The following is a 16,800-nucleotide window of genomic DNA, read 5'->3' on the forward strand; positions in this document are numbered from 1 at the left end:
ACGAAGGCACAGCCGATGAACGCTTCCCCGTACGCGAGGGACTCCCGCAAGGCCGGCGTCGCCGCCGCCCTGCTCACCCTCTTCTCCCTGGCCTCCCTCGCGGCATGCGGCGGGCAGCCCGCCGAGACCGGCTCAGCGACCCGCTCCGCGCCCACGACGAGCTTCACCGAGAACGGGGTCACCGTCACGCTGTCGGTCTCCGACTGGCAGCCGCCGCGAGGCACCTTGACCGCGGTCTTCACCCCCGAGGAGAAGGGGTTCCACCTCTACAGCACCGATCTGCCCGCCACCGGAATCGAGGGCGTCGGCCGGCCGACCTCCCTGGACGTCACCGGCGTCCTGCGGGCCGACGGGAAGCTGACGGCCGCGGCGGACGTACGGACGATCAGCGTGCCCGGCGTCGACGCCCCGGTCCCCGTCTACCCGGACGGCCCGGTCACCACCACCCTGCCCGTCCGCCTGGACGGCAACGGGGACGCGACCGTCCTGCTCGGGTACGCGAGCTGCAGCACGCAGGAGGGCTGCACCATTCCGGTCTCCGACCGCCCCGTCCACCTGCACGTCACCGACGAGGGCCCGGCCTTCGGCGCCCGATAGGAACGAGCGTTCACCTAAGGTGTGCCCATGCCGAGCGTCCTGGTCGTCGAAGACGACCCCAGCATCCGCCAGTCACTCATCGAAGTCCTGGCGGAGCACGGCTATGCCGTACGCAGCGCGGGCGACGGTTTCGGCGCCCTGCGCGAGGTCACGCAGTCGCCCGTCGACGCGGTGGTCCTCGACCTGGGGCTGCCCGATCTGGACGGAGGAGACGCACTGCGCATGATCCGGGGCATCTCCTCCGTACCCGTCCTGGTGGCCACCGCCCGCGACGACGAAGCCGAAATCATCCGGCTCCTCAACGCGGGCGCCGACGACTACCTGGTCAAACCCTTCTCCGGGGGACAGCTCATCGCACGCCTCTCCGCCGTCCTGCGGCGCACCCACCACCTGCCGCCCGCCCATGCCGTGCACGGCGCCCGGGGTGCGCGGCCGGCGCCGGCGGCCGAACCGCTGCGCCCCACCACCGTGGGCGAGCTCGCGGTGGACCCCGGGGCGCGCACCGCGCACCTGTCCGGCGTCGAGCTGCGGCTCACCCGCCGCGAGTTCGACCTCCTGGCCTTCCTCGCCCACCACACCGGCCAGGTCGTCTCCAAACGGCGGCTGCTGACCGAGGTCTGGCGCGAACCCTACGTCGACGACCAGACCGTCGACGTGCACCTGTCCTCGCTGCGCCGCAAGCTCGGCGAACGCGCGGCGGCCCCGCGCTACCTGCTGACCGTCCGCGGCGTCGGCATCAAGCTGGTGGCGCCGCGGTGAGACGCTCACTCGCCGGAGTGGCGCTCGCCGTCACCTCGATGGTCGCCCTCTCCTTCCTCATACCGCTGGCCGCCCTGGTGATGTCGCTCGTCAAGGAGCAGAGCGTCACCGCGGCCGAGCAGCGGGCCGCCGCCCTGGCCCCCGTACTGGCCCTGACCACGGATCCGTCCGCCCTGCGGGAATCCGCCGCCAGCCTGGACGCGGCCGAGTACGTGGTCGTCCACCTGCCGGACGAACCCGCCCTCGGCGCCTCCCGGGCCCCGGCGGCCCTGCTCGAACGGGCCCAGCAGGGCCGCGAGTCCATCTCCCAGCGGATGCCCGGCGGATGGATCTGCCTCCAGCCGGTGGTGCTGCCCGGGGACCAGGTCGCCGTCATCGAGAACTTCGTCCCCGAAGAGGAGCTGACCCGCGGGGTCACGGCCTCCTGGACGGTCATGCTCCTCCTCGCGGTGGGACTGGTCGGCGGTTCCGTCCTGGTCGCCGACCGGCTCGGCGCGAAGGTCGTCAGGTCCTCCAAGAGGCTCGCCCACGCCTCCCAGGCCCTGGGCCGGGGCAATCTGGACGCCCGCGTGGACCCCATGGGACCCAGGGAACTGCGCGAGGCCGGCATCGCCTTCAACACCATGGCCCACCGGATGACCGAACTGCTCGCCGTCGAACGCGAACTGGTCGCCGACCTGTCCCACCGGCTGCGCACCCCGCTGACCGCCCTGCACCTGGCCACGGAACGCATGGCCGGCTCACCGGAGTCGGCCAGGGTCGAGGCCGCCGTGTGCGCCCTGGAAACGGAACTCCGGGCCATCATCACCGCGGCCCGCACCCCGCTCGCCGTGGGCCCGATGGGTCAGGGCATGCTCGGCCCGGAGACGGGCACGGCACACCACGCCACGAACCCGGGACCGGCCGGCCCTCGCTGCGAGGCGGCGGACGTCGTGCGCCACCGGACCGCCTTCTGGGCGGTCCTGGCGGAGCAGCAGAACCGTCCCTGCTCCCTCGACCTCACCCAGGAGCCCGCGGCCGTCGGCCTCTCCGAAGACGATGTCGCCGCCGTGGTGGACGCGCTCATCGGCAACGTCTTCCGGCACACCCCGCCCGGCACCGCGTTCGCCGTGCGCGTCGCCCGTACCGCCCAGGCCGTGGAGCTGGTCGTGGAGGACGAGGGTCCCGGCATCCCCGAACCGGACCAGGCACTCTCCCGCGGAAGCAGCACCGGTTCCTCGGGCCTCGGCCTGGACATCGCCCACAGGGCCGGGTCCGTCACCGGCGGCTCGGTGCGCATCGCCCGCGGCTCCCGCGGCGGCGCCCGGATCACCGTCGTCTTCGGCCTGGCCGCACCCCTGCCGTCCGGGCGCGCCCCGCGCGGCTCCCGGAGGCGTACGGGATGGCCGCGCGGCCGGTGAAGGACCGGTACGGGCCGCGCGGTCGGACGGCCGGGGGAAACCTCCGGCGCGACCTCTCAGGCCGCCGGTGAAACCTCCGGCGCGACCTCGGGGAAGACCGGGGCGATCCCGAGGGCCGGCGCGATCGCCCGCCAGATCGTCGACTGGGCCGTGGCGAGGTCGATGCGGGGGTCCTCCAGCATCAGACGGTTGCCGAGGCCGTCGCACAGCGCCAGCACCAGCGTGCCCACCTCGGTGACGTCGCAGTCGGTGAACTCGCCGGAAGCGATGCCCCGTTCCACGACCCCGGCCACCCACGCGTGCAGCTGGTCGTACAGGTCGACGGCGAGGTCCCGGGCCGTGCCGTCGCGCAGGGCGCGCACCCACAGCTCCTGCCAGAGCTTCCAGTCCTGGCGGAGCTCGGCGTCCGTGGGCAGCATGCTCCGTACGATCCGGGCCAGGACGACGGCGGCCGGGAGCGAATCGTCCTCGCTGCCGGTGTCCGTGCCGGTCTTGGCGAAGGAGTGCGTCATCGCCTCGGCGAAGAGCTTCTCGCGGGTGTCGAAGTGGTAGTGGAGCAGGGCCTTCGAGACACCGGCGTGCTCGGCGACCTTGCGCATGCTGACGTGCTCGAAACCGATGTCGGCGATCACTTCGCACGCCGCGTTAAGGATTCGCTCCCGCGTTTCGAGTGCGCGCTCGGCCTTGGTCACGTTGGCTGCTCCCCGTGTCGGCACCCGTCGGATCGGGTGCGTGGGTGGGCGGAAGGCCCCGGCGGCCCGGCCCGCCGAACCCCCATCCTCGCGCATGGGGGATCCGGGCGGTCCCGGGCCGCCGGGACACCGCGGTCAGGAATAGGTGTGGAACCCCCGGCCGGTCTTGCGGCCGAGCAGGCCCGCGTCCACCATCCGGGCCAGCAGCGGCGGCGGGGCGTACAGCGGCTCCCGGTACTCCGCGTACATCGACCGGGCGATGGCCTGGACGGTGTCCAGCCCGATGAGATCGGCCAGGGCCAGCGGACCGAGCGGGTGCGCGCACCCCAGGGTCATGGCCCGGTCGATGTCCTCGGCCGACGCGGTCCGCGCCGCGGCCATCCGTACGGCGGCCAGCAGGTACGGAACGAGGAGCGCGTTCACCACGAACCCGGCCCGGTCCTCGGCGTGGACGACCTGCTTGCCGAGCACGCCGGAGGCGAACTCCCGTGCGCGCCGGAGGGTTTCCGGGGAGGTGAGCAGGGAGGGCACCAGTTCCACCAGGGCGAGCACCGGGACGGGCTGGAAGAAGTGGAGGCCGACGACCTGCCCGGGCCGCGACGTGGCCGCCGCCAGCCGGATGACCGGGATGGAGGAGGTGTTCGTCGCGAGCACCGCGTCCCGGCGCCCGACGGTCCGGTCGAGCCGGGCGAAGACCTCCAGCTTCGCCCGCTCGTCCTCGGCCACCGCCTCGATCACGAGGTCCCGGTCCGCCATCGCCTCCATGTCCGTGGTCATCGCGATCCGGCCCGCCGCCGCCTCACGTTCGGCGTCGGTCAGCTTCCCGGCGGCCGCGGCCCGGGCCAGGGAACGGGTGATCCGCTCCAGGCCGGCGTCCGCGGCCGCCCGGCTCGTCTCCACGACCACCACGTCGCGTCCGGCGCGGGCACAGACCTCGGCGATGCCGGAGCCCATCAGGCCGCACCCCACGATCCCGACGCGTTCGACATCGGTCATCGGCCTCCCCCTTCGGACGCTGCGTATGCGGTGGATGCGGCGGATCCGTCGGATGCCTCGCCCGCGGAGGTCACCCGGCCGACGGCATCCGCAGCACGCCCGTGCCGCGCTTGACGAGTTCGCCCGCGATGATCAGGCGCTGGATCTCGGAGGTGCCCTCCCAGATCCGGTCGACGCGCAGTTCGCGGTAGAGCCGTTCGACGGGGTACGAGCGGTCGTAGCCGCGGCCGCCGAAGATCTGCAGGCAGCGGTCGACGACCCGGCCCGACGCCTCGCTCGCCGACAGCTTGGCGATGGCCGCCTTCGCGTGCAGCGTCTTGCGGTCGAGGGCGCCCTCGTCGACCTCCCAGGCGACCTGGTGGGTGTAGGCGCGGTTGACGGCGATGTCGACGGCGCAGTCGGCGAGCATGCCCTGGATCAGCTGGAAGTCGGCGATGGGGGAGCCGAACTGGCGCCGCTCGACCGCCCAGTCCCGGGCGAGTTCCAGGGCCCGCTCCGCCGCTCCGATCGTGCGCGCGGCGATCATCAGCCGTTCCTCGGTGAACCAGGAACGGGTGATGTCGTAGCCGGTGCCCACCTCCCCGAGCACGGCGTCCGCGGGCAGCCGGACATCGGTGAAGGTGAACTCGGGGTGCTCGTAGACGAAGGTGTGCATCCAGCGCGGCACCCGGGTCATCTCGATGCCCGGGGTGTCCTTGTCGACGAGGAACAGGGTCGGTGCCCGCTCCTCCCCGGCGGCCGCGAGCACGATCATGAAGTCGGCGTGGTCGCCCACGGTGACGAACCACTTCTCGCCGTTCAGCACCCAGCCGCCGTCCCCGGCCCGCGTCGCCGTGGTCCGCAGGCTCTGCGGGTCGGAGCCGGCCTCGGGCTCGCTGACCGCGTAGCAGTCGCGGCGCTGTCCCCGGATCACCGGGACGAGGTACCGCTCGCGCTGCTCCGGCGTGCAGAAGGACAGGGCGTTGGCCGGACGCCACACCATGTCCCACAGGGCGCCGGTGAGCCGTCCCAGTTCGGCCTGGACGGTGACCTGCTCCAGGATGCTCAGGCCGGCGCCGCCCCATTCCACGGGCATGTTGACGGCCTGGAGGCCGCTGTCGAGGACGGCGTCGCGGATCTCGGTGTGGGCCTGCGGGGGCAGGCCGTTGTTCTCCTCGCAGTCGAGCTCGTACTTCGTGATGAACCCGGTGAGGGCGCGCGCCGAGTCGCGGAGCTCTTCCTGACGGGCGGTGAGGCGGAAGTCCATGGGGTGTTCGTCCTCGTGATCGTGGTGGAGGGGCAGGTGGTGGCGGTGGCGGTGAAGGGGGCCCGTCAGGTGCGGCCGGGCAGCGCGAGTGCCCGCGTACCCCGTTTGACGAGTTCGTTCGCGATGATCAGGCGCTGGATCTCGGAGGTGCCCTCCCAGATCCGGTCGACGCGCAGTTCCCGGTACATCCGCTCGACGGGGTACGAGCGGTCGTAGCCGCGGCCGCCGAAGATCTGCACGCACCGGTCGATGACCCGTCCCGCGGCCTCGCTCGCGGCGAGCTTGGCCGTGGACGCCTTGGCGTGCAGGGTCTTGGGGTCGGTGTGCGGCCGGTCGGCTTCCCAGGCGACCTGGTGGGTGTAGGCGCGGTTGACGGCGATGTCCACGGCGCAGTCGGCGAGCATGCCCTGGATCAGCTGGAAGTCGGCGATGGGGGACCCGAACTGGCGGCGCCCGACCGCCCAGTCGCGGGCGAGTTCCAGGGCCCGCTCGGCCGCACCGACGGTCCGGGCCGCGATCATCAGCCGCTCGTCGGTGAACCACTCCTTCGTCAGCTCGTAGCCGTTGCCGACACCGCCGAGCACGTCCTCGTCGGCGACGAAGACGTCGGTGAAGGTGAACTCGGGATGCCCGTTCACCGCGGAGTGCATGAACCGGGGGACCCGGGTCATCTCGACGCCCGCCGCCCCCTTGTCCACGAAGAACAGGGTCGCGGCCCGCTCCGGGCCCGCATCGGCCTGCACCAGCAGGAAGTCGGCGATGTCACCGCAGGTGACGAACCACTTCTCGCCGTTCAGCAGCCAGCCGCCCCCGGTGCGGGTCGCGGTGCTCGTGCACGAGCCGGGGTCCGAGCCGGCCCCGGGTTCGGTGACCGCGAACGCGTCGAACCGCTCGCCCCGGATGACGGGGAGGAGGTACTTCTCGCGCTGCGCCTCCGTGCCGTGGGCGAGGACGTTCGCGGGCCGCCAGGGGATGTCCCAGAGACAGTTGGTGACCTTGCCGAACTCCTCCTCGACGATGACCTGGTCCAGCAGGGACAGGCCGGCCCCGCCCCAGGCGGCGGGCATGTTGATCGCGTAGACGCCGGCGTCCATGGCGGCGCGGGTCAGTTCGCGGACCGTCGCGGCGGGCAGCGGGCCGCCCGCTTGCTCGGACTGGTCCTCGTACCCCATCAGGAGGTGTGCGTAGGCGGCGGCGCGGGCCTTGAGGTCGGCCTGCTCGGGCGTGTAGCGGAAGTCCAAGGCGTGCTCCGTGGGTGGAAGGGTCGTGAGGAAGGGGGGACTTGGGGTGAGGGAGGGCGGTACGGGGTCAGACCAGGACGGCTCGTGCGTCCAGCGCCAGGGCGCCGTCCGGGCGGACCAGCAAGGGGTTGACCTCCAGCTCCGCGATCTCCGGATGCGCGGCGGCCACCGTCGTGATCCGTTCGATCACGGCCGCCGCGGCGGCCACGTCCACGGCCGGCCTGCCGCGGACACCAGCGAGCAGGGCGGCGGTCCGCAGCCCCCGCAGCAGCTCCTCGGCCCGCCGCGCCGGTACGGGAGCCAGCGCGAAGGCCACGTCGCGCAGGGTCTCGGTGAGGACCCCGCCGAGCCCGACCATGGCCACCGGTCCGAAGCGGGGGTCGCGGTTCACGCCCACGATCAGCTCGATGCCGTCCGAGAGGTCCGCCATCGCCTCGACCGAGTACGAGCCGGCGCCGAGCCGGGCGCGCATGTCCCGGTAGGCGGCGAGGAGCGCGTCCCGGTCCGCGAGGCGCAGCGCCACGCCACCCGCATCGGACTTGTGCAGGAGGTGCAGGGCCTTCAGCACGTACGGGCCCTCGAACTCCCCGGCCGCGGCCAGCACTCCGGCCTCGTCGGTGACCTCACGGGCGGCCGGGAACGGCACTCCGGCGGCGCCGAGCAGTGCGCGTACCCCGTGGTACCCCACATCCCGCAGCGGCGCTGCGGCGGCGGGCGGCGAGGGGAGCCCCGGTGCGGAACCCGCCGCGCGGCCGGCCATCGCCGACAGCGCGCGGGCGGCGTCCTCGGTGGCGGCGAACACCGGTATCCCGGCCCCGGCCAGGATCCGGCAGCTCGGCGACCCCGGATACATCGACTGCACCACCAGGGGCTTCGCCGATCCCGCGACGTGCGCGACGATCTTCTCGGCGGCCCGGGTCTCGCCCTCCGCGAGCGAGGAGCCGCCCGCCTGCCCGCCGCCCAGGCCGCCCTCGGACGCCGCGTACCCGCCGAAGTACCCCGTCATCAGGACGGCGTCGACCTCGTCGGCGGCGAGCAGGTGCCCGACCGTGTCGGCGTACGACAGGGGCTCCTGCTCGCCCCTCCCCGCCAGGTCGACCGGATTGGCGACCGCCGACTGCTGCCACAACACGGTGCGCAGTCCTGCCTGGGTCGCCTCGGCGAGCTCCGGCACCTCCAGCCCGGCGTCCTCGGCGGCGTCCGCCGCGATCGCCCCGTGGCCGCCGCCGTCGGTGAAGACCGCGGTCCGCCTTCCTCCCGTACGAGCCCCGGGGCGGCTGCTCACGGCGGCCAGGACGACGGTCATCTCCCGCGGCGTGCGCACGAGTTCCACCCCCGCGTCGCGGCAGGCGGCGGCCACGACATCGGCCGAGGTGGTGAGCGCCCCGGTGTGCGACCGGGCGCTGCGGGCCGAGGCGGAGCCGCGCCCGGCGGTGAGCAGGACCACCGGTTTGCCCGCCGCGGCGGCGGCCCCGGCGAAGGCCCTGCCGTCGCCGAAGTCCTCGGCGTACACGGCGATCGCGGTGGTGGCCTCGTGGCGGGCGCAGTCCTCGACGAGGTCGACGAGGGTGACGTCGGCCTGGTTGCCGAGGGAGACGAACCGGGAGAAGCCCAGCCCGTGCGGAGTTCCGCGGAGCTGGAGTTCGAGTGCGAGGTTGCCGCTCTGGCTCAGCAGGGCGACGCCGCCGGGTGCGAAACGGTCCGAGGCGAGGTACAGCTCGGTCGTGTTGTCGGCGATGCCCAGACAGTTGGGTCCGACGAGCACGGCTCCGGCCGCCCGGACCCGGGCGACGACCGCGCGCTGGCGGGCCGCTCCCGCCGGGCCGGCCTCGGCGAAGCCCGCGGTGATGCCGACGATCGCCTTCGCCCCGCAGGCCAGGGCCTCTTCCACGGCGGCCTCGAAGCCGCTGCCGGGGACCGAGATCACCACCAGTTCGACGGGTTCGCCGATCGCGGTGAGGGACGGGGCCGCCCGTCTGCCGAGGACGGTGCCGCCGCGCCGGTTCACCAGGTGCACCGGGCGCCGCCCGTCGGCGCGCAGGGCCTGCGAGGCCACCGCGTGGCCGTACTTCGCCGGGTCGTCGCTGGCGCCGACCACGGCGACCGAGCGGGGGTCGAAGAGAGCGCTCAGATCACGTTCCATGTCACTTCTCCACTCGGAGCGCGGAGTTGGGGCAGCTCTCGGCGCAGGCGCGCGCCGCTTCCTCGGCGCCGGGCGGGACGGTGACGGAGAGGACCTTCGCGTAGCCCCACTCGTCGAGTTCGACCAGGTGGGGTGCGTGTTCCTGGCACAGTCCGTAGCCCTGGCAGCGGGTGGAGTCCAGCAGGAGTTTCACGGTGTTCCCTTCAGGGCGGGCAGGCGGGCTCCGGTCCGGTCGTCGGCCGCGTCGGCCGCGTCGGCGACGTCCGGTACGGCCACGGCGAGGCGGCTCCCGTGACCGCCCGCGGGCGAGGAGGCGGTGGCGCAGCCGGGACAGGGTGCGTGCAGGTGGGAGCGGACGAGTTCGGGGAAGGCGCGCAGGAGGCTGCGGGCCAGGCCCGCGGCGGCGTCGAGCAGGCCGCACGCGCCGCGCCCGGGCAGGCCGCGCGACCACCGGTCCAGGTGGGTGAGGGTGTCGGGGCCGGCGGTCCCCGAGGCGAGGGCGTACACGGCGTCGCGGACGGCCGCGGTGCCCGAGACGCAGACCCCGCACTGCCGCGCGCTCTCCGCCGCGAGGTGGCCGACCGCGTCGGCGGCGGTGCCCACCGGGCAGGCCCCGGCGGCGAGGAAGCGGATCGCTCCGCAGCCCAGTGCCGTGTCCGCCGCCGCGAGCGCGCCGGGTTCGAGGGGGAGGTCCAGGGCGCGGGCGTCGACGAGTCCGCCGAACAGGCCGCCCATCAGGGCCCCGGCCGCGTCCGGAACGCCGAGCTCGGCGGCCAGCGCGCGCAGGGGGACTCCGTAGGGGACCTCGGTGAGGACGGGGGTCGCGCTCCCGCCGGACAGGGTGACCAGGGTGGAGCGGGCGATCGGCTGCCGCAGGCCGGGACGGGTGGCGGTGAGGGCGATGCGGGCGAGCGTCTCGACGTTGGAGACCAGGGTCGGCGCACCGCCGACACCGCGCTCGAAGGGGCGGGGCGGCTTGGCCGTGGGCAGGGCCGGCCCGCCGTCGATCCGGCGGACCACCGCGCTCTCCTCCCCGGCGACGTAGGTGTGGGCGGTCACGACGACTTCGACGGGCAGGCACGGTTCCCGTTCGGAGAGGGCCCGGCGGACGCGGTCGGCGGCCACCGGGTCCGAGAGGTAGACGTAGCCGCGTACGGCGCCGGTGACCGCGGCGGCGCGGGCGAGGCCGTCGAGGACCAGATGGGGCCTGGCCCGCAGCAGCCAGCGGTCCTTGACCGAACCGGGCTCGCCCTCCTCGCCGTTCGCCACCACCACCGGGACGCCGCCGCCCTCGCGGACGGCACGCAGCTTGACGGCGGCCGGGAAGCCGGCCCCGCCGCGCCCGCGCAGACCGGATGCGGCGAGGTGGCGCAGCAGTTCGTCCGGGCCGGTGGCGTCGGCGTAGCCGCCGGTGGCGAGGTACGCCTCGACGTCTTCCGCCGTGCCCGGCACGGCGCCGAGCACGGAGCCGGGTGGCCGCCCCGTCGGGAATCGGATGGTGGTCATCGGCTGCTTCCTGTCCGGGGGTTGGCGCGCAGGGTCCGTACGGCGCTCTCGAGCGCGGTGCGGTCCCCGGCGGTGCGGGCGTATCCCGTTCCCGGGAGGCCGATGAGCATGCGGTGGTGGTCGAGGACCACCTCGCCGGCGAGCAGGGCGGCCGCGCGGTCGCCCTGCCCGTGGCCGCCGGCCACGGCGGTCACCAGTGCGGCGACCTCGGCCAGGTAGCGCAGCCAGTCGCGCCGGCTGCCCCGCAGGATCAGGCGCTCCAGGCGGCGTCGCTCGGAGGCGACCAGCTCGGGCGGCGGTGCGGGTGGGGGACTGGGTGGGGGAACGGGTGGGGGAGCGGGTGGAGGATCGGGCTCGGTGGGTGAGGAAGCGCGCAGGGCGGCGACCGCAGCGGGCAGTTCCCGCTCCGGTTCGGGGGTGAGCCCGAGCCAGTCCAGACGCCGACGACCGCTCATGCGTGCCTCCGGGAGGAGTGGGGGCGCCGTGGCGACCGGGCCGTGCCGGGAGCCGGGGGCGGTGCGGGGATGCCCGGGGCTCACCGCAGGGACGCCGATGGCGCGCGGCGGGAGATGGAGAGGGAGGGGGAGGAGAGGGAGTGCGAGCCCGGGCGGATGCCAGGGCGGCGGGGCTGCATCCGGCCGGACAAAAGGCTCAGAAGAGGGTGAACTCCGGTGCGGCGACGAGAATTACGCTAGCTGACCGATCGGTCAGCGTACAAGTCTTGACCCAGCGGAAATCAGCCAGCAATCTGACTGTCCAATCGGTCAGCAAGGCCTCGGCGTCCGCCCCGGCCCGCTGCCCGCCGCCGGGTCGTCTCGCTGCCCCTCGCCGAGACCGATCGCCGCACCGCCGGTACGGAGGAGTCACCCGATGCACTCCAGAGCCCCCGAGAAGCCCCCGGCCGACCAGCCGGTCCCGCACGTTCCCGGGCCCGCCCTGTCAGCCCGCCACTACACCGATCCCGATGTCGCCGCCGAGGAGATCCGGCACGTCTTCGCCAAGTCCTGGCAGCTCGTCTGCCACGAGTCCGACCTGCCGAACCCGGGCGCCCGGCTCGCCGCCACCGTCGCGGGCCGCGAGGTACTCGTCGTCCGCACCGAGGACGGCGCCCTCGCCGCCCACCTCAACGTGTGCCGCCACCGCGGAACGCGCCTGGTCACCGCCCCCGAACCGGCCGGCAAAGCGATCCGCTGCCCCTACCACGGCTGGACCTACCGCCTCGACGGAAGCCTGGTCGGAGCCCCGGAGGCGCGGCAGATCCCCTGCCTGGACAAGCCCGCGCTCGGCCTGCTCCCGGCCCGCGTCGAATCCTTCCTCGGGTTCGTGTTCGTCAACCTCGACCCCGACGCCGTGCCCCTGGCCCAGCAATGCGCCGGGCTCGCCGGGGCCGTGGGCCACTACGCCGGGGCCGGCCTGGTACCGGTCGGCCGCGCCCGGATCCACGACCTGGCCGCGGCCGAGGTACAGGAGGCCAACTGGAAGGTGACGGTCGACAATTACCTGGAGGGCTACCACGTACCGGTGGCCCACCCGGGGCTGATGCGGCTGCTCGACTACCAGGGCTACACCTGCGAGATCCAGGAGTCCTACGCCCTGTTCGCCTCGCCCCTGCGGGACAAGCCGTCCTCGAACTGGGCCGAACGCCTCTACCAGCGCATCGCCGCACCCATGCCCGGCCTCACCGAAGCCGACCGGCGGGTCTGGCGGTACGCGGTCATCTACCCGAACACCCTCATCGACTTCTACCCCGACCACGTCCTGGCCTGGACCGCGATCCCGACGGCGGTGGACCGGGTCGCCGTCCCCGGCGCGTTCTACACCCGGCGCGGCACGAGCCTGCGCACCCGCATCGCCCGCCGCCTGAACATCCACATCGGCTGGATCACCAACGACGAGGACGTCGAGCTGGTCGCCCGCGTGCAGCAGGGGCTCTCCACCCCCGGCTTCGAGCCCGGCCCGCTGTCCCGCCGCGAGGCGGCGGTCGGCTGGTTCGCCGGCCGCATCCGGGCGGACCTGGACGCCGTCGCGGATCCCGGCCCGGCCGGCGCCGAGCACTGAACCGAGCCCGAGTCTCCCTTTGTTACCCAGGCCCCCTACGGAGAGGACCCCGCATGTCCCCCGAGGCACGCTCCCTGTCCAGACGCTCCCTCCTCCGCGCCGGCACCGCCGCCGCACTCGGCCTCACGGCGGCCGGCTGCGGGTTCGCCTCCGGTGACGACCCGGCCGGACGAGCGACCGCGCAGACGCCGATCGACGTCAAGGTCGACGGCGACCTCGTCTACTTCAACTGGGCCGACTTCGTCGACCCGGCCGTCTTCGAAGGCTTCGAGAAGGAGTACGGCGTCAAGGTCGTCCAGTCGAACTTCGACTCGATGGAAGGCATGGCCGCCAAGCTCAACTCCGGGAACCAGTACGACATCATCTTCCCCACGGCGAAATGGTCCCAGCGCCTCGCCGCCGGCGGGAAGCTGCGGGCCATCGACCACACCCGGCTGAAGAACGCCGAGGCCGTGTTCGCCGGCTACGACTACTTCGCCGACCCCTGGTACGACCCCCGCTCCCGGCACACCGTGCCCTTCACCATGTACAAGACCGGCATCGGCTGGCGCCGCGACCGGCTCGGTGACCTGACCGGTTCCTGGGACGACCTGTGGAACGAACAGGCCAAGGGCAAGGTCTTCGTGCTCGACGACCGCGACGAGGTGCTCGGCATGGGCGCGCTCAAGCTCGGCCTCGGCCTCACCACCGACGACCAGGACGACCTCGCGCGCGTCACCGACACCCTGCGCTCGCTCCGCCCCCGCCTGCGCGGCTTCTCCAGCGACAGCTACAACAACCTGCTCAACGGCAACGCCGACATGACACAGGCGTGGAGCGGGGACATGGCCGCCATGCTCGCCCAGGCCGAGGATCCCGCCGTCTTCGGCTTCGAGGTCGCCCGTGAGGGCGCCCCCCTCAACTCCGACTGCTACGCGATCCCCGCCAACGCGCAGCACCCCGGAACCGCGATGCTCTTCATCGACTACATGCTCCGCCCCGAGAACGTGAAGAAGAACATCGAGTACATCGGCTACCCCATGCCGGTCCGCGGCAGCGAGGACACCTACACCGCGCTCGTGGAGCCGTTCCCCCAGTGCCAGGTGACGGCGGCCGACCTCAAGGACGACCTCTACTTCCGCAACGGCACGGCGAAGGGCGAGCAGCACCGCGACGCCGCCTGGACCGATGTGAAGGCCGGCTGACATGCCACGACCTGATCTCCCGGGTCCGCGGGACCGATCCCTCGCGCCCCGTCCGCCGCGCAGGGGACGGGCCGGGAAGGAGGCGCGGCTGTGGACCTGGTTCATGCTCCCCGGCACCCTGTGGATGACCGGGTTCCTCCTCGCCTCCCTGCTCCTGGTGGCCACGCTCTCCCTGGGCACCACCGACCCGCTCGGAAACCCGCGCTTCGGGCTCAACTTCGAGAACTTCGCCGCGCTCGCCGATCCGGCCTACCGCACCGTCCTGCTCCGCTCGCTCGGCTACGCGCTGATCACCTGCCTCATCTGCCTGGCCGTGGCCTACCCCGTCGCCTACGCCATCGCCCTGCGCGGCGGCCGCTTCAAGAGCCTGCTGATCGCCGCGATCGTCGTCCCGTTCTTCGCCAACTACCTGGTACGGATGTACGGCTGGTCCGTGGTGCTCTCCGACGACGGGCCGGTGCTGAAGGCCCTGCGCGCGATCGGCCTCGCCGACGGCGACACCAAGATCCTCCAGACCGCCCCGGGGGTCATCGCCGGACTCGTGTACGGCTTCGTCGTCTTCATGATCATCCCGTTGTACGCGGCCATGGAGCGCATGGACACCTCGCTCATCGAGGCCGGACGCGACCTCTACGGCGGCCCCTTGAGGACCTTCCTCTTCGTCACCGTGCCCGCCACCCGCCAGGGCGCGGCCGCCGGCTGCGTCCTCGTCTTCCTGCCCGCCATGGGCGACTTCGTCAGCGCCCAGCTCATGGGAGGCCCCGACCAGATCATGATCGGCAACCTGATCCAGGACAAGTTCTTCCAGGGCCAGAACTGGCCGCTCGGCTCGGCCCTGACCATCCTGCTGATGGCGGTCCTGCTCCTCGGGATGCTCGGCTACCTGAGGCGCACCCGCAAGGACGAGGCGGAGGCGGTCCGATGAGCCCGCGCCCCGTTCCCCGTACGGCACCTTCACCTTCACCGTCACCAGACCCGTCACCGGTGCCGTCACCTCGTACGCCGCGCGGGAAGCGGCGCCGCGGAGCCGACCGCCGGCCCCGCTTCGCCATCGCCGTCACCGCGGTCTTCTTCGCGCTGCTCTACCTCCCCGTCGGCGTCGTCGTCCTGTTCTCCTTCAACGCGCAGAAGTCCCTGACCGTCTTCGACGGGGTGAGCCTGCGCTGGTACCGCGCGTTCCTCCGCGACGACGTGCTCGTCGGCTCGTTCGGCATGAGCCTGCGGGTGTCCCTGGTCGCGATGGCCGTCTCGCTCGTCCTCGGCGTGACCCTCGCCCTGGGCCTGGTCCGCGGCCGTGGCCGCCTCGGCTCCTTCGCCGGCCTGGTCATGCTCGTACCGCTGGTCACCCCGGAGATCGTCACCGGTGTCGCGTCGATGATGCTCTTCAAGGGTCTCGGCATCACCCTGTCCACCACCACCGTGATGCTCGCCGAGGTCACCTTCTCCATCTCCTACGTCACGGTCATCCTGCGCTCCCGCATCGCCGCCCTGAACCCGGAGGTCGAGGAGGCGGCGATGGACCTCGGCGCCACCCGCGGACAGGCCCTGCGCCTGGTGACCCTGCCCGCGCTGCTGCCCGGCATCCTCGCGTCCGGGGTACTGATCTTCGCGCTGGTCTTCGACGACTTCGTCCTCGCCTACTTCACCACCGGCGTCGACCCGCAACCGCTCTCCGTCCGCATCTACTCGGCGATCAGGTTCGGCGTCCAGCCCACCATCAACGCCGTCGGAACCCTGATGCTCGTCGGGTCCATCGCCCTCATCGCCTTCGCGCTCTCCATCCCGCGCCTCTTCGGCCGCCGAGGCGGCCTCGATCTGCTCCCGGGGAAGTGACATCGATGCACCACCCGAACCCGCACCCGAACCCGCACCCTGCCGTCCGGCTCGACCACGTCGCCAAGCGGTACCGCACCACGGACACCTACGCCGTCCACGACGTCAGCCTCGACATCGCCCCGGGCGAGTTCTTCTCCCTCCTCGGCCCCTCCGGCTGCGGAAAGACCACGCTGCTGCGCATGACCGGAGGCTTCGTCGACCCCACGGAGGGCAGCGTCCTGCTCGACGGCGAGGACGTCACGGGCCTGCCGCCCAACAAGCGCAACGTCAACACCGTCTTCCAGAGCTATGCCCTCTTCGACCACCTCTCGCTCGCCGACAACGTGGCCTTCGGCCTCAAGCGCAGCGGCGTACCCCGCGCCGAGATCCGCCGACGGGTCGGCGAGATGCTGGACCTCGTGCAGCTCGGGGAGCTGGCCGGCCGCAAACCGCCCACGCTCTCCGGCGGCCAGCGCCAGCGCGTGGCCCTCGCCCGCGCCCTGGTCAACCGGCCCCAAGTCCTGCTCCTGGACGAGCCGCTGGCAGCCCTTGACCTGAAACTGCGCCGCCGGATGCAGGTCGAGCTCAAGCAGATCCAGCGCGAGGTCGGCATCACCTTCGTCTTCGTCACCCACGACCAGGACGAGGCCCTGACCATGTCGGACCGCCTCGCCGTCATGAACGAGGGCCGCATCGAGCAGTGCGGCACGCCGGAAGACGTGTACGAGCGTCCCACGAGCAGCTTCACGGCCTCCTTCATGGGCACCTCCAACCTGGTCCCGGGGACCTACCGCTCCGGCCGCGTCGTCCTCGACCAGGGCCCCGCCCTGCCCGTCGGTCCCCGGTCCGGCGTCCCGGACGGCAGCCGGGTCAGCCTCTCGATCCGCCCGGAGAAGATCTGGCTCTCCGGCTTCGAACCGGGCATGGCCCAGGTCAGCGGAGTCGTCCGGGAAACCGTGTACTGCGGCCCGACCACCACCTACCTCATCGAACTGGCCCCCGGCGTCACGGTGTCCGTCCTGGAGCAGAACACCGTCCGCTCCCGCATGGAGGACCGCTGGAGCGGCGGCGAGCAGGTCGAGATCGGCTGGAACCCCGAACACTGCCTGGTCCTCGACTGACCCCGCTCCTAGCCTGACCGGCCCTCGACTGACCGGTCCTCC

16 protein-coding genes are annotated in these 16,800 nt (G+C 72.8%); 8 read left to right on the forward strand and 8 right to left on the reverse strand.

What is annotated here, in order from left to right; genetic code table 11:
* Nucleotides 1-15: 15 nt before the first annotated feature.
* The 3 genes from AC3IX6_RS36340 to AC3IX6_RS36350 are packed head-to-tail and all read left to right on the forward strand — an operon-like array spanning nucleotide 16 to nucleotide 2,756.
* Nucleotides 16-597, forward strand: a complete 582-nt coding sequence (locus tag AC3IX6_RS36340; RefSeq protein WP_489367539.1) for a hypothetical protein — start codon at nucleotides 16-18, stop codon at nucleotides 595-597.
* 27 nt (nucleotides 598-624) lie between these two features.
* Entirely contained in the window at nucleotides 625-1,356 is a 732-nt protein-coding gene (locus tag AC3IX6_RS36345; RefSeq protein ID WP_489367540.1) for a response regulator transcription factor, read from the forward strand.
* Nucleotides 1,353-2,756: a sensor histidine kinase gene (locus AC3IX6_RS36350; RefSeq protein ID WP_489367541.1), complete on the forward strand. Its 1,404-nt coding sequence runs from the start codon at nucleotides 1,353-1,355 to the stop codon at nucleotides 2,754-2,756. Before AC3IX6_RS36345 ends, AC3IX6_RS36350 begins: the two co-directional genes overlap by 4 nt.
* A 56-nt stretch (nucleotides 2,757-2,812) precedes the next feature.
* On the opposite strand, the gene AC3IX6_RS36355 is transcribed toward AC3IX6_RS36350, so the two are convergent.
* The 8 genes from AC3IX6_RS36355 to AC3IX6_RS36390 form a co-directional block, all read right to left on the reverse strand.
* Nucleotides 2,813-3,448, reverse strand: coding sequence for a TetR/AcrR family transcriptional regulator (locus AC3IX6_RS36355; RefSeq protein ID WP_489367542.1), 636 nt, complete (start codon nucleotides 3,446-3,448; stop codon nucleotides 2,813-2,815).
* Nucleotides 3,449-3,583: 135 nt separating this feature from the next.
* Complete coding sequence (locus AC3IX6_RS36360; protein ID WP_489367543.1) at nucleotides 3,584-4,444, reverse strand: 3-hydroxybutyryl-CoA dehydrogenase; 861 nt, start codon at nucleotides 4,442-4,444, stop codon at nucleotides 3,584-3,586.
* A 70-nt stretch (nucleotides 4,445-4,514) separates the two neighbouring features.
* Nucleotides 4,515-5,690, reverse strand: coding sequence for an acyl-CoA dehydrogenase family protein (locus AC3IX6_RS36365; RefSeq protein WP_489367544.1), 1,176 nt, complete (start codon nucleotides 5,688-5,690; stop codon nucleotides 4,515-4,517).
* A 65-nt stretch (nucleotides 5,691-5,755) separates the two neighbouring features.
* On the reverse strand, nucleotides 5,756-6,931 hold the full coding sequence (locus AC3IX6_RS36370) for an acyl-CoA dehydrogenase family protein (protein WP_489367546.1): 1,176 nt from the start codon (nucleotides 6,929-6,931) through the stop codon (nucleotides 5,756-5,758).
* Between the two features lie 67 nt (nucleotides 6,932-6,998).
* Entirely contained in the window at nucleotides 6,999-9,074 is a 2,076-nt protein-coding gene (locus AC3IX6_RS36375) for an acetate--CoA ligase family protein (RefSeq protein ID WP_489367547.1), read from the reverse strand.
* 1 nt (nucleotide 9,075) lies between these two features.
* Nucleotides 9,076-9,267 carry a ferredoxin gene (locus AC3IX6_RS36380; protein ID WP_267041223.1) on the reverse strand — a complete coding sequence of 64 codons (192 nt, stop codon included), beginning with the start codon at nucleotides 9,265-9,267 and terminating at the stop codon, nucleotides 9,076-9,078.
* A complete protein-coding gene (locus AC3IX6_RS36385; protein WP_489367548.1) occupies nucleotides 9,264-10,580 on the reverse strand; it encodes an NADH-ubiquinone oxidoreductase-F iron-sulfur binding region domain-containing protein in 1,317 nt (438 codons plus the stop codon). Before AC3IX6_RS36385 ends, AC3IX6_RS36380 begins: the two co-directional genes overlap by 4 nt.
* Nucleotides 10,577-11,035 (reverse strand): hypothetical protein, encoded by a 459-nt coding sequence (locus tag AC3IX6_RS36390; protein ID WP_489367549.1) that lies wholly within the window; start codon nucleotides 11,033-11,035, stop codon nucleotides 10,577-10,579. Before AC3IX6_RS36390 ends, AC3IX6_RS36385 begins: the two co-directional genes overlap by 4 nt.
* A 415-nt stretch (nucleotides 11,036-11,450) precedes the next feature.
* On the opposite strand from AC3IX6_RS36390, the gene AC3IX6_RS36395 reads away from it, so the two are divergent.
* The 5 genes from AC3IX6_RS36395 (at nucleotide 11,451) to AC3IX6_RS36415 (ending at nucleotide 16,758) form a co-directional block, all read left to right on the forward strand.
* Entirely contained in the window at nucleotides 11,451-12,638 is a 1,188-nt protein-coding gene (locus AC3IX6_RS36395; RefSeq protein WP_489367550.1) for an aromatic ring-hydroxylating oxygenase subunit alpha, read from the forward strand.
* 53 nt (nucleotides 12,639-12,691) lie between these two features.
* Nucleotides 12,692-13,822, forward strand: a complete 1,131-nt coding sequence (locus tag AC3IX6_RS36400; RefSeq protein ID WP_489367551.1) for a polyamine ABC transporter substrate-binding protein — start codon at nucleotides 12,692-12,694, stop codon at nucleotides 13,820-13,822.
* A gap of 103 nt (nucleotides 13,823-13,925) precedes the next feature.
* Nucleotides 13,926-14,747: an ABC transporter permease gene (locus AC3IX6_RS36405; protein ID WP_489367553.1), complete on the forward strand. Its 822-nt coding sequence runs from the start codon at nucleotides 13,926-13,928 to the stop codon at nucleotides 14,745-14,747.
* Nucleotides 14,748-14,806: 59 nt separating this feature from the next.
* Nucleotides 14,807-15,655 carry an ABC transporter permease gene (locus tag AC3IX6_RS36410; RefSeq protein ID WP_489367554.1) on the forward strand — a complete coding sequence of 283 codons (849 nt, stop codon included), beginning with the start codon at nucleotides 14,807-14,809 and terminating at the stop codon, nucleotides 15,653-15,655.
* A gap of 5 nt (nucleotides 15,656-15,660) precedes the next feature.
* Nucleotides 15,661-16,758, forward strand: a complete 1,098-nt coding sequence (locus tag AC3IX6_RS36415; protein WP_489367555.1) for an ABC transporter ATP-binding protein — start codon at nucleotides 15,661-15,663, stop codon at nucleotides 16,756-16,758.
* Nucleotides 16,759-16,800: the final 42 nt, after the last annotated feature.

The organism is Streptomyces sp. GL_141 (assembly GCF_057834385.1).

What these genes read in the sequence shown, in the direction of transcription:
- AC3IX6_RS36340 (WP_489367539.1), top strand. Translation starts at nt 16, where the DNA reads ATGAACGCTTCCCCGTACGCGAGGGACTCCCGCAAGGCCGGCGTCGCC.
- AC3IX6_RS36345 (WP_489367540.1), top strand. Translation starts at nt 625, where the DNA reads ATGCCGAGCGTCCTGGTCGTCGAAGACGACCCCAGCATCCGCCAGTCA.
- AC3IX6_RS36360 (WP_489367543.1), bottom strand. Translation starts at nt 4,444, where the DNA reads ATGACCGATGTCGAACGCGTCGGGATCGTGGGGTGCGGCCTGATGGGC.
- AC3IX6_RS36365 (WP_489367544.1), bottom strand. Translation starts at nt 5,690, where the DNA reads ATGGACTTCCGCCTCACCGCCCGTCAGGAAGAGCTCCGCGACTCGGCG.
- AC3IX6_RS36375 (WP_489367547.1), bottom strand. Translation starts at nt 9,074, where the DNA reads ATGGAACGTGATCTGAGCGCTCTCTTCGACCCCCGCTCGGTCGCCGTG.
- AC3IX6_RS36385 (WP_489367548.1), bottom strand. Translation starts at nt 10,580, where the DNA reads ATGACCACCATCCGATTCCCGACGGGGCGGCCACCCGGCTCCGTGCTC.
- AC3IX6_RS36390 (WP_489367549.1), bottom strand. Translation starts at nt 11,035, where the DNA reads ATGAGCGGTCGTCGGCGTCTGGACTGGCTCGGGCTCACCCCCGAACCG.
- AC3IX6_RS36395 (WP_489367550.1), top strand. Translation starts at nt 11,451, where the DNA reads ATGCACTCCAGAGCCCCCGAGAAGCCCCCGGCCGACCAGCCGGTCCCG.
- AC3IX6_RS36400 (WP_489367551.1), top strand. Translation starts at nt 12,692, where the DNA reads ATGTCCCCCGAGGCACGCTCCCTGTCCAGACGCTCCCTCCTCCGCGCC.
- AC3IX6_RS36405 (WP_489367553.1), top strand. Translation starts at nt 13,926, where the DNA reads ATGCTCCCCGGCACCCTGTGGATGACCGGGTTCCTCCTCGCCTCCCTG.
- AC3IX6_RS36415 (WP_489367555.1), top strand. Translation starts at nt 15,661, where the DNA reads ATGCACCACCCGAACCCGCACCCGAACCCGCACCCTGCCGTCCGGCTC.